This is a genomic window from Veillonella dispar (assembly GCF_900637515.1).
GTDB classification, from domain to species: Bacteria; Bacillota; Negativicutes; order Veillonellales; family Veillonellaceae; genus Veillonella; species Veillonella dispar.
Map to the genome: position 1 here is coordinate 252,939 of NZ_LR134375.1, position 15,768 is coordinate 268,706.

The window sequence follows — 15,768 nt, forward strand, 5'->3', positions numbered from 1 at the left end:
ACGTAAAATACAGGCTGTATAAAAGTTAAAAATACAGGTCGTGTAAAAGTGTAAGATATTGGTCTCAAAAAGATAAGAAAGAAGGTCATTATGGATTCTTCTTGGAAACGAATTATCTATCTGATTTGTATTATACAGATCGGTGGGGGAATAACGATTATAGGGGTACTATCATTCCTTCCGTTATTTCTTATAGAGCTAGGTTTACATAATCCAGGTGAAGCTGCTATGTGGGCCGGTATCGTATCAGGTGTAACGCCTTGTATGGTAGCGCTCAGTGCACCGTATTGGTCGCGCAAGGCAAACCAACTTGGACCACGTAAGGTAATGATGTTTATCTTATTTACCTTAATGGTTACAGTAGGGGCCTGTGCTTTCACACAAACCCCGTCTCAGCTATTGGTTCTAAGAATTTTGCAAGGTGTAGTAGGTGGCTATGTACCGATAGGTTTAGCTATTATTGTTCTCATAACTCCTGAGGAAAAAGTACCATGGGCGATGGGGCTATATCAAGCCTCCATGGTGATGGGCCTCGTATTCGGACCTCTTATGGGGGGCTTAGCAGCCGATCTGTTAGGTTATAGAGCACCATTCTTTGTATTTTCTGGATTGACTGGAATTTGCTTATTAGGTATTTATTTCTTAATGCCTAATTTGCAGTTTAAGCACAAGGTAGATGCTCAAGAATCACAAATTTCTTTGATTAAATCCTTTTTAATGATACCCAGAGTTCGCCTATTAGTAGCGATGCAGTTTTTATGTAATTTTGGTATTACTGGCATTGGTCCAATCTTACCGCTCTATATCAAACATTATATGTCTGTGAATGATGAATTTGTTGCTACTATTGTGGGGATTATTATCTTTGGCGCTGGTTTATTTAGTGCATTGGCATCTATTTCAATCAGTAAGGTTACACAACGATTGACGATGCCACGTATTATCTTTACCGCTACATGGGCTGTGGGGTCCCTATTTATCTTGCAATACTTGATGCCTAGCATATGGGGCCTTGGTATATTCCGTGCTATTGCAGGATTCTTTATGGGCTTTATTGCACCAATCGCAAATACCCTAATATCTAAAGCTGTTCCTATTGAGCGGCGCGGTATTGTCTTTGGTGCTGTATCTAGTGTAGCTATGATGGGCAATGTATTAGGGCCTGTTATTAGTGGTGTTATTGCGCGTGCCTTTGGGTATGGTGCTGTGTTCTGGTCTACAGCAGCTATATTCTTTGTAGCATCTTGGTTTGTATACCGTAACTTAGTTGTATCTCGTGAAAGTAGTTCATCATAGTGAATCTGCTTTCAATGAAATATAATCATTGTAATTGTAATTGTAATTGTAATTGTAATTGTAATTGTAATTGTAATTGTAATAGTTTTAGTTGTATATATAAATATAAACGTTATGTGTGTAGCAAATACCAATGAGAGGGGTTGGTAGTTGTTGTGGAGTATGTTAGTGGTGTAGGTCACTAACTATAAGAGAGATGAGAGTGTATCGTTATGTTATTAAAACAATTAGAGTATTTTGTGTGTGTAGTTGATAATAATAGTTTTACCCAAGCTGCGACAGAGCAATATGTGTCTCAATCTGCTATTTCACAACAAATTAAAGCCCTTGAAACGAGTCTTGGGGTGGAGCTGATGGTGAGAGAAAAGAGAAGCTTTCACCTAACACCAGCGGGACAATATCTATATCGCTCTGGTAAAAAATTACTAGAACGGTTTCACGATATTAAGGTAGAAACAACCCGCATCGGCACAGATGCACGTGTCAGTTTACGGATTGGTTATTTGAATCGTTATAGTGGAATGGCTATGCAGCAAACGGTCATTCGCATGGCGAAGCGCTATAAAAATCTAGATATCCGTATGTATAGTGGCAGCCATGAAGAACTGTATGGCATGTTAGATGATCGCCGTGTAGATGTGATTTTTAATGATCAGTGGCAGATTTTATCTGATGATTTTGAAAGTCATTTGATCGATAAGGCGACTACCGTGATTGAGGTGCCACAAGGGTATACAAAGGAAGGCAGCGTTGAAATTAAAACGATTGATGATTTACCCCTTATCCTAGTATGCCGTGGTAAGTATACGATAGGAGAGGAGGAGCACTATCGTAAGGCCATTGGCTATGCTGGAGCCTTTGCGTATGCTCGTACTTTAGAGGAAGCGCGCTATTTAGTGGCAGGCCAACAAGGCTTATTGTTATTAGATCGCTTTAAATACTTAACAGACTCCATGCCTGGCATTGAGCGCAAGGTATTGACTAATCATGGCAAATCCATGGAACGTAATTACTACTTTGTATCTCAACGAAATCAAAGTAATACTTATGTAGAAGCCTTTAGAGAAATGTTTAATCAAGTTTTGTCAGAGTTTTAATATACTCAGAGTTTTACTATACGAAGATGAATTATAGTAAAACAAAATTCATCGTTATATAACAAAAGATATTTGTATAACAACAGATATTTGCAATATAAAAGCCGTTAGCATATGCTAACGGCTTTGTTGTTTAAGGATTATACTATTGGAGATATTTTGATTAAATATATTCTAAAAGCATTGTAACCCCATCGATGAACAATTTTATACCATAAATGACGAGGACAGCGCCACAGAAGCGGTTGATCCAAGCCATATGGGTGATTTTGATTTTTTTTGCTAACAGATGCATGGTAGCGGCTAAGGATCCAAACCAAATTGGTGTCATAACTAAAAAACCGCCAAAGAAGTGGTAAATGTTCTCTTCTGGGATATTAGCTTGAAAAGCACCGAGCATCATAGTTGCATCAAGTACTGCTTGAGGATTGCCCCAAGATACAGCGATAGCAGATATGATAATCTTACGAATAGGGATATGCGTGTTAACATTGCGCATATTTGGTTCAGTTCTGAATATATTAAAGCCCATGTACACAATGAGTAAGCCCCCAAAGAGGAGCACGATAAGCTTGGTAAGAGGCCATATTTCTAGAATGGCACCAATGCCAAAGAAGGCCGCCGTACTGAGACTCATATCAAATAGTGCCAGTATGATAAGGGTTAATATGATACGACGTATGGGTTGTACCAATGCTGTATTAATGATAAAGAGGTTTTGCATGCCAACAGGGGCAAATGTTGCGAGACCGACAAGAAGTCCTTGTAAGAAGTACATGTTAACCCTCCTAACTATAGTATGATAAAGTACTAATAAGGTGAATAGTAGCACGAAACCCCTCCATTACTGGAGGGGTTATTACTATTCTAACTATATACAATTATATCATATTAAATTTGGTATGTATATTTCTTACCATAAACCAATCATATGTTGTGCAGCTAGGCTGACTGCTGTAATAGCAACCCAACAACAAGCACCTAATGCAAGAGCGGAGCCACCGGATTTTATCAATTTTACAATATTAGTATTAAGACCGATTGCAACCATTGCCATTGTAATAAAGTACTTAGAAATAGTTTTGAATACGCTCAAGAATTGAATATCTACATTCGCATAGGATAAAGCTGTTGTAATGAGAGAACAAATTACAAAGTATAATACAAATTTAGGGAAGATTTTAGCGATACTAACACTGCCGCCATCAGTTTGAGCAGCATTTTGTTTTGCTTTATATACTTGATAACTTGCTAAACCTAAACAGATAGGAATGATAGCGAGGGTACGTGTTAATTTAACGATTGTCGCATATTCTAGTACTTGTGTACCAGTACCTTTCATGCTATCCCATACGGCTGCTGTAGCTGTTACAGAGGATGTATCATTTACGGCTGTACCAGCGAATAGGCCAAAGCCCATATTGGAAAGACCAATAGCATCACCAAATGGAGGGAATACAAACGCTGCTACTACATTGAAGAAGAATACAACGGAGATAGCTTGTGCAATATCTTGATCCTCTGCTTTGATGACTGGTGCAGCTGCAGCTATGGCAGAACCACCACAGATGGAGGAGCCTACGCCGATAAGCACCGCTGTATTAGAATCGATATGAGTTAGGCGATAGATAACATAGGACACGATTAAGGATGTAGCGATGGTTGAAATAATGACAGGTAATGAAATCCAACCTACATGTAAAATCTGTGTAATGTTTAAGCCAAAGCCCAATAAAATAACGGCCCATTGCAAAATCTTTTTAGATGTAAATCCAATGCCGGCACCAGTTTTTTCGCGCTTCCAAGATGTGAATACGGAGCCAATAATTATACCCAAGATGATAGCAAAGATTGGACTACCGATAAGGTGAAACTCTAGGCCTAATAGCCAACAAGGAATAGCGAGGACCGCGCAGAGCAGAATGCCTGGCAACGTTTTTTGATTGATACCCATAATAAAAACCTCCTTACTGTACATACAGTTCACGTCATATGTGGTATCATGTGGCGTTTCTTTTCTATAGTTTTAATAGTACCACATTGGGGGAATTATAATCTACCATTAATGTAAGAAATATACAGTATATTCATTTTTATAAATATATAAGAGTGGAAGATATAATGAATGAATATTAATTATAAATATAGAATTAATATTAGTTTTATGGGTTTCTTGTGAAAGTTATAAGTTATAATAAATATTTATGAGTGATAAATTTCACTTGTTTTGTAGTGAATATATTGTATATAATGAATAGAATCTATTTTATAGATAGAAATGTAAATGAGGTACCTTATGATTGATATCAAAAAAATAATTGAAACTAATAAAGAATATGTGAAAAATCATCCTGAATTACCAAAGGCAGGACTAACAAGCCATCCTACAAAGAAAATGGGTATTGTAACATGTATGGATACGCGTTTAGTATGCATGCTTGAAGAGGCATTAGGTTTTAATCGTGGCGAAATTATCGTCATTAAAACAGCTGGTAATAGCGTAACACAACCTATCGATAATATCGTTCAAAGCTTGCTTGTTGCTACCTATGGTATGGGGATTGAAGATGTATTAGTCATCGGCCATGAAAACTGCGGCATGATTGATTTCTCCGCTACAACATTTATGGAATCCATGAAAGAAAAAGGTATCAGTGAAGATGCAATCCGCATGATCGAACCAGGCCTTATTGATTGGATGGATCGATTCCATATCTCCGAAGATAATGTAATCTATACAGTTAACTTCTTACGTAATCATCCACTATTCCCGAAAGGAATGGGATTCTATGGTGGCATGATGGATCCTGATACAGGCGAATTCCGTTATATTGAGATTTAGTGGTGGTCTCGATGGGGCCCCTCTACATAACTACATTTAGGTAAAAAAGAGTGATGACTAAAGTCATCACTCTTTTTCTTTTCCCCAATAGCCAACCTATTATTAGCGTATTCAAAGTGGCGGTCTATGACTCTATGGGACTAGTACGGAGATAATGTTATAAAAAGCAGTGTTCCTAAGCGAAGCGCGACTTAGTTTACTATGGAGCACGGAGGTTAGGGACACTACTTTTTAATTAAAATGTAGAGATGCATATGGGCCCCATAGAGTCACAATAATGTAAACTTGAACGCTAATAATAGGTTGACTATATATTCCGTTTGGCTGTATATTGTAATTAGATTGTAAACTTACTCACATAAATTAGTTAACCTATGCGGCGTTAAGTATCGCTGAGAGGAGACATGTATGAAGCAGTTAGGTATTTCTATAATTGGTACAGATACAGATGTAGGCAAGACGTTTGTGACAGGGCTGTTAGGGGCCATGGCTGTAGATGATGGTTTTGCGGTTGGTATGGTTAAACCAGTGTCCTCTAGTGCGGTACCTTTTCCTGAATGTGTAACGATGGATGAGGATAATTATAATGTGGATCTTGAAAGTAAGGATGCTACGCATTTGATGCGTTCTGCAGGCATTCCGGAATCTCGTCGTCATGAGGTTAATCCGTATGCTATCGCAGGTGATTTTTCTCCCCGCCTTGCTGCAGAGTTATCTGGTATAGAAATCGATTATGATGGTGTAGTAGCTCATACATTAGATGTTGTTAATCGCTATGATCTAACCTTTGTAGAAGGTGCTGGTGGTATTACAACACCTCTTTACGGCGATAAAACATTCACGGATTTAATGAAAGATATTAAATTACCAGCCATCGTTGTAGCTGATGGACGATTGGGCTCCATTAACCGCGCGATTTTGACTTGTGAATACGCGAAGATGCATGGTATTGAGGTGAAAGCTATCATCGTAAATGATACAACGGCAGTAGATCCATTCTTATTGAAAACAAATGTAGAGGATATGGAACGATACACAGGTATTCCTGTAGTAGCTGTTGTACCGCCATACCAAGGGCCAGATATTCAAAAGGTTCAGCTTGGTTGGGCTCGATCCTTTGTGGATTCTAAGAAGGTATGGAATACAGTATTAGGTATATAGTAGTTAGATATTGTAATTTAATTTAGACTAATTATTTATGGTAATAGACTGTTATAGTAATTGAGTATTATAGGTATTGAGAGTTATAGTTTGTAGAATTTGTACGTATGAGGTGACGAAATGGCAGAGAAACAGCTTTCACAAGCAGCACAGTGGGACCATGAGTTTGTATGGCATCCATTTACACAAATGCAAGATTGGTTAGCACAAGAACCAGTAGTAATCGAACGTGGTGAGGGGGTATACCTCATCGATGAGAACGGTAAAAAGTATTATGACGGCGTGTCCTCCTTATGGGTTAATATTCATGGACACAATCATCCTGTATTAAACCAAGCCTTGAAGGAACAAGTGGATAAGATTGCTCATAGCACATTGCTCGGTCTTGTAAGCCCGCCATCTGCACAGTTGTGTAAAGAATTGGTAGAGCTCGCGCCAGAAGGCTTAAATAAAGTATTCTTATCCGATGATGGCAGTACGGCTATTGAAGTTGCTATCAAGATGGCCTACCAATATCGCCAACTTGTAGGACAAACAAAGAAAACTAAGTTCATTGCCCTTAATGCAGGCTATCACGGGGATACATTAGGCACCGTATCTGTAGGTGGTATTCAATTATTCCACCAAGTATTCCATAATTTATTATTCAAACCTTTGACATTGCCAAGCCCTGGTGTATATCGCGATGTAGCTGATCGAGAAAAAGCCTTTGAAGAGTCTTTGGCCGAATTAGAACGCATCCTCAACGAAGAGGGCGATGAAATCACAGCTCTCGTTATGGAACCATTAGTACAAGCTGCAGCAGGTATGCTTGTTATGCCTCATGGCTATTTGAAACGGGTTCGTGAATTAACCACGAAACATGACGTATTCCTCATTGTCGATGAAGTAGCCACAGGCTTTGGTCGTACAGGTAAATTCTTTGCCTGTGAACACGAAGGGGTAGCGCCAGACTTCATGACCTTGTCCAAAGGTATTACTGGAGGTTATATGCCTCTCGCTGCTACATTGACGACACAACGTGTATTCGATGCCTTCCTCGGTACATTTGAAGAAAAGAAAACCTTCTACCATGGCCACTCCTATACAGGGAATGCCTTGGCTTGTGCCGTCGCACTAGCTTCTTTACAAGTATTCCGCGATGAAAAGGTTATCGAAGGATTACCTAAGAAAATCGAGGCTTTCACCAATGCATTGAAGCCAATTGAAAACTTGAAACATGTTAAAGAGGTTCGTCAACGAGGCCTCATCGTAGGGATTGAACTTGAAAAAGATGTGGCTACTCATGAGGCGTATCGTCCAAATGATGCGGTAGGGGCTAAAGTGGCCATCCTTGCTCGTGAACAAGGCCTCATCTGCCGTCCAATCGGTGATGTGGTAATCCTCATGCCGCCATTGGCGTCCACTGTGGAACAATTAGAGGATATGGTTCGCATTGTTGGTGAAAGTATCCAACGCGCTACTGAAGAAGAGGGAATCCTCGAAGACTTACGACCAATAATTCTATAACAATTTACGGCTAAGTATTTTATAAAGATTTAAGGTAAACGTAAAAGCTATATATGTCATGATTCTACGGTTCTAGAGTCGTCGGCATATATAGCTTTTTATATGTTTAGCGGATAATGTTTCGTTAAGTCTTTAAACTATAGACTATACATTGTGAAAATTCGATGATATTTTTGCATATCTATGATACTATATACGTATAAAGGAGGTCATCGTATGGACATTTATGTAATTATGCAAGTTATTATTTTATTTGGTGCCATCTTCCTCGGCGTTCGTCTAGGTGGTATGGGCATCGGTTACGCTGGCGGCCTTGGTGTAGTGTTGTTAAGCCTCGGCATGGGGATGTTCCCAGGGCAGATTCCTTGGGATGTAATCCTCATCATCATGTCTGCTATCGCTGCTATTTGTGCTTTACAACTCGCTGGCGGTCTCGATTATTTGGTGCGTATTGCAGAAGGTATTTTGCGTAAAAATCCTAAGCATATCAACTACTTAGCACCAACAGTTACGTATTTCTTAACGCTATTGGCTGGTACAGGTCATACAGCATTTTCTATGATTCCTGTAATTGTAGAGGTGGCAAAAAGTGAAAATATTAAGCCATCTGTACCATTATCCATTGCCGTTGTAGCAAGCCAAATTGGTATTACAGCGAGCCCAGTATCTGCAGCAGTAGTTGCTATGAGTGGTTTCCTTGAACCATATGGTGTAAACTATCCAACATTGCTTGCCATCTGTATTTCTACAACATTCGTAGCGGTTATGATTACGGCATTTATCATGTCTACCTTTGCAAATAATGAATTGTCTTCCGATCCAGTTTACCAAGAACGTTTGGCAGCAGGTCATGTGGCTCCACCTCGTGAAAAGAGTGCTGATTTTCACTTGAAACCAGGTGCAAAAACTTCTGTATTGATTTTCTTGATTGGTATTATTTGTATCGTATTCTATGCAACTGCTATCTCCAAGAACATTGGTCTTATTAAACCAGTTATTTTCGGTCGAAATGATGCCATCGTTGGTTTCATGATGGTAATTGCAGCGGCTATTACATTCTTCTGTAAGATTGATACAGCACAACTTGTTAATACAAGCACATTTAAATCCGGTTTATCCGCATGTGTCTGCGTACTAGGCGTAGCATGGTTGGGCGATACTTTCGTAAAAGGTCATATTCCTGAAATTAAAGCTCTTGCATCTAGCTTGGTAACAGCATATCCATTCCTATTAGCTGTAGCCTTCTTCTTTGCTAGTACATTGTTGTATAGCCAAGCGGCGACTACGCAAGCGTTGGTACCAGCTGTAATTCTAGCTCTCGGTATTACTCCAGAAAACCCAGGATCCGTATACATTATTATCGCATCCTTCGCAGCCGTATCTGCACTTTTTGTATTGCCTACATACCCAACACTCTTGGGGGCTGTACAAATGGACGATACCGGCTCAACACGAATCGGTAAGCTTGTATTTAACCATCCGTTCTTTATCCCTGGCGTACTTGCCATCGCTATTTCAGTAGCACTTGGCTTTGTAGTAGCTCCATTGATGTTGTAATGGTGAAAGCTAATTAAGGCTAATACAAAAGATAATAAAATTACAAAAGGACGTAACTCTTAAAGTTACGTCCTTTTTCTTGCATTTACTTATAGATTTTTACTAGCCTTTATTCTTGCAGTTTTTACAGATCCCCGCAATTTCTAGATGATGTTCTGTCACCGTAAAGCCTGCATCTGTTAGTTCCTGTGGCATTTCTACGACAGGACAGGTGTGAAGAGGAATCATGGCCCCACATTTAGTACATACTGCATAGTGACGATGCGTATGAGGAGTTATCTCATAATATGCCATATCGCTGCCCATGAGTGTTGTACGGGTAACAATATCTTTTGTTTCTAATAATTCAAGCGTACGGTAGATGGTAGACATCCATGTGGTGCTACCATCGCCTAATCGCTCTGCGATTTCCATAGCAGTAATCGGTTTATCTGTAGTTGTTAATACTGACCAAATGGCTTCGCGCTGTTTGGTCTTTTTTATGCCTTCAGGCCAATTTGTTGTATTCATAACGCTCTTTTGATTCTGTTTTAATACTAAATATGCTACACAAGTATAAGTAGATAATTTATTTTGCACAGGATAGCTGTCTTATTTTGCTAATAGAATAGCTATCTATATATTGATGATTATCTTTGTTTACTTGCTAAATTGCATACGGCGTAGGATGGTTCTGATGTTTTTGATAACTAATACTACGAGTAGTATTGCAACCGATGTAAGAGATACAAAACCACCTGGAGCTACGTTGAGATAATAGGATCCGAATAGGCCGATGACCATGGCTAGCAAACTAAATCCAATAGAACAGAGTAATGTGGTCCTAAATCCTTTTTCTAATTGTAATGCCGATGCTACAGGTAAGGCAATCATAGCACTTAATACGAGAACGCCGACGATTTTAATAGAAATGGATACGGCTGCAGCCATTAAGATAGCAAAGATATAATTGATAAAATCAACCTTAACACCTGCTACGCGCGCGGCCTCTTCATCATAGGCGATGTAGAGGAGTGAGTTATATAAGAAATATAAGGTTAAAACAGATAGAATAGTTAGGGCTGCAATGCTAATCATATCTGTTGTGTTTACAGTCAAGATGCTACCGAAGAAGAACACATTAGCATTAGCTTTCAACTTGCCTGAACTAATAAGGGTAATAGCGGTACCAATACTAAGTGACAAGATGATGGTTAGGATCAAATCGAGATGGTGGGAGAAGTATTTTCGCAAGAACTCGATGAGGGCACCGCAGATAGCGGTAAAGATGAATGCTCCTAAGATAGGATTGGTATTTGTTAATAAGCCTAATGTAATACCTGCTAGCGATGCATGGCTCATGGTATCGCCAATCATACTAGAACGGCGTAGAACCATGAAAATACCGATGCATGGACAGAGTAGAGAAATGCAGATGGCTACGAAGAAGGCATTTTGCATGAAATCATAATTAAACATGGTGCACCTCCTTAGTTGTAGTATCATCGGCCTGAGCCTGAGCCTGAGCCTGAGGTGTTACATCTGTAAAGCAAGCACAATTTTCGTGATCCATAGGATTGCGCCCTGTGCTGTGCATGATTTCACTAGCGTATTGTTCAGGAGAGCAAAGGTGACCTTGGCCATTTGCGATGTGGTAGATATTAGTTGAATTGGCTAGGGCCATTTCAAGGTTATGTTCTACGGAGATAATTGTAATGTGGTGTACTTGGTTTAACTCGCGCAAAAGGGCGTAGATGCCTTCTTGGCTTTTCCGGTCGATACCAGTAGATGGTTCATCGAGTATGATGAGGTCAGGGCTGCCGATGAGGGCACGCGCGATAGATACGCGTTGCGCTTGACCACCTGACAGTTTACTGATTAAACGGTCTTTGAACGCCGTCATATTGGTAAGCTCTAATACGCGATCTACTTCATGCTTATCTTTAATCTTTAGTAATTTACGGTAGGAATCGAGGATTTCTTTTACCGTAATAGGGAAGCCTGCATGAGAAAAATCATTCTTCTGAGACACGTAGCGAATGTTGTTCGTATCTCGTTTGATAGAGCCTTTTACAGGTGTAAGGAATCCTAAAATGAGGCGTAGCAAGGTGCTTTTACCACACCCATTATCCCCAACAATGGATATATAATCACCACTGTGAATATGTAAGTTAAGGTCATTCAACACATAAGGTGGCTGACCTTGGTAGGAAAAATAAAGATGTTCTATGGATAACATATAAAAACCACTTTTCTAATTGACAAAATCTTGAGTAAGTTTATACTATAACTATATTACAAATGCAACTGAGTCGCAACTGCAACTAAAGAATGGTTACTATTCTATGAAAGCATAGCGATCAGGATTTCACAAAGGAGGACTACGATGGTCAAGAAGCTGGTTTTGTTAATGATAGGGATCATGATGGCTGCCTTATTTGCAGGCTGTGGCAATGATGCACCAAAGGAACAAGCAGGTAAGAAGATCCAAGTGGTAACAAGTTTTAATGCCATGGCTGAATTCGCAAAAGCTATTGGTGGTGACAAGGTAGAGGTATCTACCATTATTCCAGATGGCGTAGAGCCACATGATTTCGAGTTGAAACCTGAAAATATGAAACAATTGGCAACAGCTCAAGTATTCGTGTACAACGGTTTTGGTATGGAACCTTGGGCACAACAAGCGATTGATGCGGCTAAAAATAGCAAACTCATCACTGTTGTTGCTACAGATGGCGTAGAAGCTATCAAAAATACTGATCCTGAAGAAATTAAAGAACATGGTGCAGAAGATCCTCACGCATGGTTATCTTTGAAAAATGCAAAAATCGAAGTAAAAAATATTAAAGACGCTTTCGTAAAAGCTGACCCAGCAAACAAAGATTACTATGAAAAGAACTATAATGAATATGTTGCTAAATTAGATGCGATGATCAAAAAATATGAAGATCAATTCGCTAAAGCTCCTCATAAAAACTTCGTTACTGGTCATGCAGCATTTGCGTACTTATGCCGTGACTTTGGGTTAGAACAAAATAGTGTAGAAGATGTATTTGCCGAAGGTGAACCAAATGCGGCTCAATTGGCTGAACTCATCAAATATTGTAAAGAAAACAATATTACTACTATCTTTGCAGAAGAAATGGCTAGCCCAGAAGTTTCTAAAACGTTGGCAAGCGAAGTTGGTGCTAAGGTAGAAACTATTTACACAATCGAAAGCAACGAAGATAATAAAACATACTTAGAACGTATGGATGAAAACCTTACAAAAATTGCAGCATCTTTACAATAAGATGAACGAAAAAGCAGCCCTTATAGGGCTGCTTTTTTTTAGTTCTACGCATTGTGCGTAAGATTTAAAGTTGTAATATCTATAATTTTGGGGCCTATAGTATAATATATATAATGAAAATAAATTAAAAGGAGGTCCAACATGGTTATCACTAATAGATTGGGGATTACCGATTCCCCAACATTGGCTAGAGAAGAAGAACGAATTAGTAAAAAAGCGGCAACAACATTATTTGAAAAAAACTTACTTAATGATATGCCTAGTGGTACATGGACTACCTTACAAAAAATCCATACTATATTATTCCAAGATATATATGATTTTGCTGGTGCATTACGAAGTGTGAATATTGCTAAAGGTAATTTTCGCTTTGTTCCTGTCATGTATCTTGCTGAAGCAGTTAGAACCATTGAAGATATGCCCCAATCTACCTTTGATGAAATTGTAGAAAAGTATGTTGAAATGAATGTAGCTCATCCTTTTAGAGAAGGTAATGGGCGTAGCATGCGATTATGGCTTGATCATATGTTGTGTACAGAACTACAAAAGACCATCGATTGGAGTCAGGTTGATAAAGAGCAATATTTGTCTGCTATGGAACGAAGTCCAGTAAATGACTTAGAAATAAAAGCTATTCTTGCTAAAGCCCTTACAAGTGATATCAATAATCGAGAACTATTTATGAAAGGCCTTGACCATAGTTATTATTTTGAAGGATATCAATTATTTAAAAGTGAAGACTTATAAGGTATAGAATTATGAATGGTATGTTTGGCCCATATATAGAAAAATGGATGCATTTGATCACTATTAAGAATATGTTATTATTAGCTGTTATATCAGCAATCATAACTGACTTTGGGTTACATATATTATCGCTAATTTTCTCCAAAAGCCCATTTTTTAAAACATTTATTTGGGAGGTTATAGGCCCTATAGAACTTGAAGCAGTTCCTCTTATAGGATATGTACTTGGAATTGTAGCGTTTGTTCTTGTATCTTCTGGTATTTTATATGGTATTTTTAAGGTCTTTAAGGGGCAGGTTACATATAAGCAACTTGTGGCAGACATGCTTTTAAATAGTTGTATTACTAGTTGGATTCATTTGATTTTTGTACTTTTTGCTGCGCCTATTTATCTTTTCTTGGATTTACATATTAAAGGCGGATCTAGTGGATTAAGTACCATAGAAATATTTAATGTCATTATCATGGCGCAACTGATGTCTAAGCAATTTGGATTGAGTCCTTGGATAACAGGTATTGCATTTTATATCGTATCCTTTGTCTTTGGCATAGGTGGCATTATCTTGTCCATGTCTCTTTAAATACATATGTAATAGAAATGTTGATAGATGCTATTAGGTGTCTATCAACTTTTTTATTACTATATTTGTTTGTATAATTTATAATGAATTTATATTTAATTTAAAACTACATTGTGATACAATGATAGAAATATATGTGCTTTTAATGTATTTGGAGGGGAACATATGGAAACAAAATGGTATTCAGATATTTGGCAGCTTATTGTAGCTCCATTTAAACGTGGTATTCCACAGATTGTAGAGCATGGATCTTGTCGAAAGGGGTTTTATGCTACTGTGGCTATGGCATTGGTATCCTTGGTATTCTCAGATATCTTGCCTATTATTGTGAGTACGATATTTGCAGATAAACTTGATGGTGCACTTACTATTGTGGCAGCTCTTTTTGGGGGCGGTATATTGAATCTAGTATTAGGTTTGCTATTTACTTTTATTGGCATTGCTATTTATTCTGCTATTTTCTCTTGGGTCGCTAATAAATTTGATGCCAATACTACATATGAGTCTGTGTTAAAGATTATGTGGTATGAACAAGCTTATAACCAGATTATGGGATTAGTATATTTTATTGGACTAATATTAGTATCAGTGCCATTCTTTGTGATACTAGGTTTTAATCTTAATTCTACAGTAAATAGTATCGTATGGTTAACTATTGTTATATTTACATTAATTGCTTTTTCAGTCTTTATATTCTGGGTGTGGTTGACATTGTTGAGTCACCAAATTAATAAATCTCGTTTAGCAACTTTTGGCATCTCTATTATTACGAGTTTAATTCCTGTAGTCTTTATTGGTATTTTGGTAGGCATGGTTATGCTTGCTACATCTAGATAATTACATAGTATGAAAAATATGAAAGCAAGGTATGAATATACCTTGCTTTTGTGCTATAATGATGAACAGAGTATGAATTAAAAATAAAATAATTGTTATAAATTCGTAATCGTTGTGTTGTGTGCCGCATCATTCTATATAGAATGGTGCTTATTCTTATTGTGTAAAAGGTGGTGAGAGGCATGATGGGAGGTTTAGTAGAGTTCGTTTATCGCTTATTAAACCCCATTGAAGAAAAACATCCACGGATGTACCACTATGATGTTACGTATGGACAGCTTGTATGGATGCTGGTATTGGCTCTCATATGTTATCAATTTACCATCGTTGGTGAAAGCGTCTATTTAGATGCTATACGAGCATTTATACGTAATTCATCGCTTTTGGTAAAGTGGCAATTGTTTTCGCTTCCCGTAGGGCAGCATGAAATACAAGTCTTTTTTGAGCAGCTAAGTAAACCTCGTGAGTTTTGGAATGTAGGTCGCTTTACGTGGGTGATTTTAAAAGCGGTGCTTATGTCCGGTATCTTGATAAGTTACGCAATGTTGCAAAAGCGTAAGTTCTACATTCGCGGTGTAGTTACCGGTGTATTACACATGATGGCCTTTGCTCAATTAGTAGTAGCTATGATTACTCTTACGGCGGGTATTATGTTGATTCTTACATCCATACCGATTATATTGCAAGCCATTATTGGCTTTTGCATGATTGTTTTATGTATTCTTAGCACTGTATTGCTACTACAGACCATGGGGCGTATTGCAGGGGCTTGTATTAATGGCAGTTTTTATGAAGGGCTAAGCATTATGTTAATCGCTATTTTAGTATCACTATTATGTGAAGTGCTATATACATTAACTCGATAATATA

16 protein-coding genes are annotated in these 15,768 nt (G+C 38.2%); 11 read left to right on the top strand and 5 right to left on the bottom strand.

The window, feature by feature from the left end; genetic code table 11:
- The first annotated feature begins 90 nt into the window (after positions 1 to 90).
- A complete protein-coding gene (locus EL171_RS01060; protein ID WP_005387646.1) occupies positions 91 to 1,296 on the top strand; it encodes an MFS transporter in 1,206 nt (401 codons plus the stop codon).
- Between the two features lie 212 nt (positions 1,297 to 1,508).
- Positions 1,509 to 2,393: a LysR family transcriptional regulator gene (locus EL171_RS01065; protein WP_005387647.1), complete on the top strand. Its 885-nt coding sequence runs from the start codon at positions 1,509 to 1,511 to the stop codon at positions 2,391 to 2,393.
- 163 nt (positions 2,394 to 2,556) lie between these two features.
- On the opposite strand, the gene EL171_RS01070 is transcribed toward EL171_RS01065, so the two are convergent.
- The gene (locus EL171_RS01070; RefSeq protein ID WP_005387649.1) at positions 2,557 to 3,171 is read right to left on the bottom strand and encodes a LysE/ArgO family amino acid transporter; all 615 of its coding nucleotides are present in this window, start codon (positions 3,169 to 3,171) and stop codon (positions 2,557 to 2,559) included.
- A 135-nt stretch (positions 3,172 to 3,306) separates the two neighbouring features.
- Positions 3,307 to 4,347 carry a YeiH family protein gene (locus EL171_RS01075; protein ID WP_039969534.1) on the bottom strand — a complete coding sequence of 347 codons (1,041 nt, stop codon included), beginning with the start codon at positions 4,345 to 4,347 and terminating at the stop codon, positions 3,307 to 3,309.
- Between the two features lie 342 nt (positions 4,348 to 4,689).
- Between EL171_RS01075 and EL171_RS01080 the strand changes: the two genes are divergently transcribed.
- From EL171_RS01080 to EL171_RS01095, 4 genes are all read left to right on the top strand, one after another.
- Positions 4,690 to 5,235 (top strand): beta-class carbonic anhydrase, encoded by a 546-nt coding sequence (locus EL171_RS01080; RefSeq protein WP_039969536.1) that lies wholly within the window; start codon positions 4,690 to 4,692, stop codon positions 5,233 to 5,235.
- 408 nt (positions 5,236 to 5,643) lie between these two features.
- Entirely contained in the window at positions 5,644 to 6,396 is a 753-nt protein-coding gene (bioD, locus tag EL171_RS01085) for a dethiobiotin synthase (protein ID WP_005387661.1), read from the top strand.
- Between the two features lie 120 nt (positions 6,397 to 6,516).
- Positions 6,517 to 7,905 carry an adenosylmethionine--8-amino-7-oxononanoate transaminase gene (bioA, locus tag EL171_RS01090; RefSeq protein WP_005387663.1) on the top strand — a complete coding sequence of 463 codons (1,389 nt, stop codon included), beginning with the start codon at positions 6,517 to 6,519 and terminating at the stop codon, positions 7,903 to 7,905.
- Positions 7,906 to 8,121: 216 nt separating this feature from the next.
- Positions 8,122 to 9,462 (top strand): anaerobic C4-dicarboxylate transporter, encoded by a 1,341-nt coding sequence (locus tag EL171_RS01095; protein WP_039969538.1) that lies wholly within the window; start codon positions 8,122 to 8,124, stop codon positions 9,460 to 9,462.
- Between the two features lie 102 nt (positions 9,463 to 9,564).
- On the opposite strand, the gene EL171_RS01100 is transcribed toward EL171_RS01095, so the two are convergent.
- The 3 genes from EL171_RS01100 to EL171_RS01110 all read right to left on the bottom strand — a co-directional run bounded on the left by EL171_RS01100 (position 9,565) and on the right by EL171_RS01110 (position 11,680).
- Positions 9,565 to 9,972 carry a Fur family transcriptional regulator gene (locus EL171_RS01100; protein WP_039969540.1) on the bottom strand — a complete coding sequence of 136 codons (408 nt, stop codon included), beginning with the start codon at positions 9,970 to 9,972 and terminating at the stop codon, positions 9,565 to 9,567.
- A gap of 129 nt (positions 9,973 to 10,101) precedes the next feature.
- Positions 10,102 to 10,920, bottom strand: coding sequence for a metal ABC transporter permease (locus tag EL171_RS01105; RefSeq protein WP_039969541.1), 819 nt, complete (start codon positions 10,918 to 10,920; stop codon positions 10,102 to 10,104).
- Positions 10,913 to 11,680 carry a metal ABC transporter ATP-binding protein gene (locus EL171_RS01110; RefSeq protein WP_005387668.1) on the bottom strand — a complete coding sequence of 256 codons (768 nt, stop codon included), beginning with the start codon at positions 11,678 to 11,680 and terminating at the stop codon, positions 10,913 to 10,915. Before EL171_RS01110 ends, EL171_RS01105 begins: the two co-directional genes overlap by 8 nt.
- 147 nt (positions 11,681 to 11,827) lie before the next feature.
- Here EL171_RS01110 and EL171_RS01115 point away from each other — a divergent pair, with 147 nt between their 5' ends.
- The 5 genes from EL171_RS01115 (at position 11,828) to EL171_RS01135 (ending at position 15,764) form a co-directional block, all read left to right on the top strand.
- Positions 11,828 to 12,733 (top strand): metal ABC transporter substrate-binding protein, encoded by a 906-nt coding sequence (locus EL171_RS01115; RefSeq protein WP_005387669.1) that lies wholly within the window; start codon positions 11,828 to 11,830, stop codon positions 12,731 to 12,733.
- 141 nt (positions 12,734 to 12,874) lie between these two features.
- Positions 12,875 to 13,480, top strand: coding sequence for a protein adenylyltransferase Fic (gene fic / locus EL171_RS01120; protein ID WP_005387671.1), 606 nt, complete (start codon positions 12,875 to 12,877; stop codon positions 13,478 to 13,480).
- Positions 13,481 to 13,491: 11 nt separating this feature from the next.
- The gene (locus EL171_RS01125) at positions 13,492 to 14,061 is read left to right on the top strand and encodes a hypothetical protein (RefSeq protein WP_005387674.1); all 570 of its coding nucleotides are present in this window, start codon (positions 13,492 to 13,494) and stop codon (positions 14,059 to 14,061) included.
- A gap of 165 nt (positions 14,062 to 14,226) precedes the next feature.
- Entirely contained in the window at positions 14,227 to 14,898 is a 672-nt protein-coding gene (locus EL171_RS01130) for a hypothetical protein (RefSeq protein ID WP_005387676.1), read from the top strand.
- 182 nt (positions 14,899 to 15,080) lie between these two features.
- Complete coding sequence (locus EL171_RS01135; RefSeq protein ID WP_039969543.1) at positions 15,081 to 15,764, top strand: hypothetical protein; 684 nt, start codon at positions 15,081 to 15,083, stop codon at positions 15,762 to 15,764.
- Positions 15,765 to 15,768: the final 4 nt, after the last annotated feature.